Source organism: Moorena sp. SIO2C4, from assembly GCF_010672485.1.
Lineage (GTDB): Bacteria > Cyanobacteriota > Cyanobacteriia > Cyanobacteriales > Coleofasciculaceae > Moorena > Moorena producens.
Genome location: NZ_JAAHGN010000876.1, coordinates 1 through 3,283 on the forward strand (window position 1 = coordinate 1; position 3,283 = coordinate 3,283).

At 43.3% G+C, this 3,283-nt stretch carries 1 protein-coding gene and 1 pseudogene; both read left to right on the plus strand.

The features are described from left to right. The first annotated feature begins 419 nt into the window (after positions 1-419). On the plus strand, positions 420-2,735 hold the full coding sequence (locus F6K20_RS30680; RefSeq protein ID WP_008179479.1) for a GumC family protein: 2,316 nt from the start codon (positions 420-422) through the stop codon (positions 2,733-2,735). Positions 2,736-3,113: 378 nt separating this feature from the next. Then, positions 3,114-3,283, plus strand: a pseudogene (locus F6K20_RS40940) (alkaline phosphatase family protein); the annotation flags it as partial.

Genomic DNA, 3,283 nt, shown 5'->3' on the forward strand with positions numbered 1-3,283 from the left:
TCTTTATGCCCATAGCGCACGCTGTCTTGATCCAAAGCGCGAGTGGGGGAAACCCCCGTGAGGCCACTGCATCGCTACTGTTCGCGCAGCACCTCAAGTAGCGCAATCGGTGTTTTTGAATAAAATAAGCTGACGGCTGATGGCTGACGGCTGATGGCTGACGGCTGACCGGGTTTGGGTTAAGTCAGAAGATAGAAGACTCAACAGCTCTAGGGATTGCTGGTCTTACTGACACAACAATCGGTCGCAAAACCCTACCCCCGTTGGCCCGATACCCGACACCCGGTCAGCCCCTTAACTTTCTTATGTTCACAAGAATCACGGAAAATTTGCATATATTTACCAACTCTTTAATGTCGAGTGACTTTTGATATGATTAAATTTTATTAGTATTTCCATATATAGGTTGCATCTAACCGATGGCAGGGTTGGTAGCTAATTCGCACCAATACCAAAAATTATTTTATTGTGCAATCTACCTAGGGGGAGCCCCTGAAGAACTTATGGAGTCTAGAAGTTCTATAGATCTCGATCTTAGCCAATACAAACTGCTATTGAAACGTCGTTGGCTGCCAGCAGTTGCTATTTTCCTATTTACAGTTATCTCAGCTGCCTGGTCTACCTTGTTTCTCAAGCCTTCCTATGAAGCTGAAGGAAAACTACTGTTTAAGATAGACCGAACCGCTTTCTTGACTGGGTTGGGGGAGGAAATTGACCAGTTACGCCCTCTGGTTGATGCCCAGAACCCTCTGAGTACTGAAGTTGAGGTGATTTACTCCCACCCGCTTCTGCAACAGATCATTGATCAACTCAACCTCACTGATAACGAAGGTCTACCTTTGCAACCGGAAGCCCTCAAAAGAAAGCTCACTGTCAAAATTGTGGGTGGCACCGATGTGGTTAGGCTTTCCTACAAGGGTAAGAACTCAGAAAAAGGGGCTGCGGTGATCAATCAATTAATGAGGCTTTATATAGAGAATCAGATCCTATCCAAAAAGTCGGAAGCAGCAAAAGCCCGTGAGTTTATTACTAACCAACTTCCTCAAAGTGAAGCCAATGTCAGGCAAGCAGAAGCTGCTCTACGGCAATTTAAGGAACGCAATCAGGTTGTATCCCTCACAGAAGAAGCCCGGTCTTTGGTAGCGGTGATGGCTGACTTAGACAGCCAAATTACTACAGTTCAAGCTCAACTTGAAGAAGCCAATGCCCAAGCTGCTGGCTTGAGAAACCAGGTCGGTCTTAATCCCCAGCAAGCAATTGCTATCAGTGCTCTGAGTCAGTCTACTTCAGTACAGGGCGTACTCCAAGAACTGCAAGAGGTTGAGCGGCAATTAGCGGTTTCGAAAAATCGTTACGGTAAAAATCACCCGATCATGATTCGGCTCACCAAGCAGCAACGCTCCCTCAGAGGTCATTTACAACAGCAGATTAATCAAATACTAGGCTCTCAAAGTCTGGCTGGTACTCAGATACAAATTACTCAAGGGCTTTTAGAAGTTGACCAGCTCAAACAAAAACTGATTAACGATTTTATTGAATCAGAAGTCAAACGTCAAAGTTTAGCAGAAGGATTATCAACTCTTGCTAAGGCTAGAATTGCCTATGAACAACGGGTAAATGTTCTTCCTCGGTTGGAGCAAACTCAGCAGCAGCTCGAACAACGAGTCCAAGCTGCCCGCTTGACCTATGAAACCCTGTTGAAAAATCTCAATGAATTAAAGGTCGCAGAAAACCAAGATACCGCTAATGCTCGCATCATTGAGCCAGCAATAGTCCCTAAAAAGCCCTTAGGTGATAAGAAAATAAAGGTGTTGGCTCTAGGGGTGATGTTGGGGGTCACACTGGCCACGACTGCTGTCTTGCTCTTGGAAATGAGAGACCGCTCTATAAAAACTCTCAAAGAAGTCAAGCAGTTGTTAAGATATCCTGTGCTAGGGGTGATTCCAGTTTTCAAGCACAAGAAGCTCTCCCGTCGTCGGGATGACCTATTTTTCGGAGGGGAATTGCCCGTAACAGAGCAGCCTCATTCCATGGTGAGTGAAGTCTACCGAATGATTCAAGCGAATCTGAAATTTCTCAGGTCTGATCACCCACTTAAAGTTATTGTAGTCACTAGCTCCGTTTCCAAGGAAGGCAAATCTACGGTATCAGCAAACTTGGCCGCTGCTATGGCTCAACTGGGGCGTCGGGTTTTGCTGATTGATTCCGATATGCGTCACCCCTGTCAGCATTATATTTGGCAAGTAATGAATGTGGCTGGTTTGAGCCAGGTACTGATTGGTGAAGTGCCTCTAGAGCTTGCCATCTGTAAAGCCATGGAAAATCTTGATGTTCTCACCGCTGGGGTAATGCCTCCTAATCCTTTGGCACTCCTGGATTCAAAGCAAATGGCTTCCCTGATTCAGGAATGTTCAACCCAATATGACTTTGTGATTATTGATGCCCCACCCTTACTTCTGACTGCTGATGCCCTTTGCTTAAGTCCAATGACTGATGGCATGTTGTTGGTGGCTCGACCAGGTGTGCTGGATTTCGCTAATGCTAATGTGGCTAAACAAATGTTAGATAGTTCCGGTCAGACGGTTTTGGGTTTGGTGGCTAATGGTGTCATTCAAAAAGATGAATCCATTGGTTACTTTTACCAGTCACAGGAATACTTCCATTATGGCTCAGTAAGAAGATTGGTACAGCGTCAAGCCCAGACTAAAAAAACCTCGAATGTTTCCCGGAGATGATTCAAAACTATGAATTATGAATACTCCCTATTCCCTAGACAAAAAAACACTATAAATTAATGATTGAATACCCTGGATCAATCCAGACTATAAATAGACTAAACACCTATTTTTTTATGAATTAATAAATAACTACTTAACTGATGAATATAGTGAGCAATTAAGCATTATTATTAAACTATCAAATCCGGTTAATTACTTACCCAACCAAATAGGATGTTTGGGAATAGGTAATTACTAATCAGTAATCCTAAACTAGATAATCATCAACTACCAATTTACCGATTAGTAATATTGATGATTAGTCAAGCCGACATGATCGTCATGCTTTTATAGATTAGGTTTACTTTTATCTAAAAAGTTATCTAAAAAACTATCATGAAAACCCCTGTAATTGCTATTGGACTGGATGCAGCTGACCCGCTATTGTTGGAGAATTGGATGTCCCAAGGACATCTGAAGACCCTCAACAAAATACGGCAACAAGGAATCTATGGTCGCCTGAACAATACCGTTAACTACAACAAGAAGACAGTTGAATTTTCCTA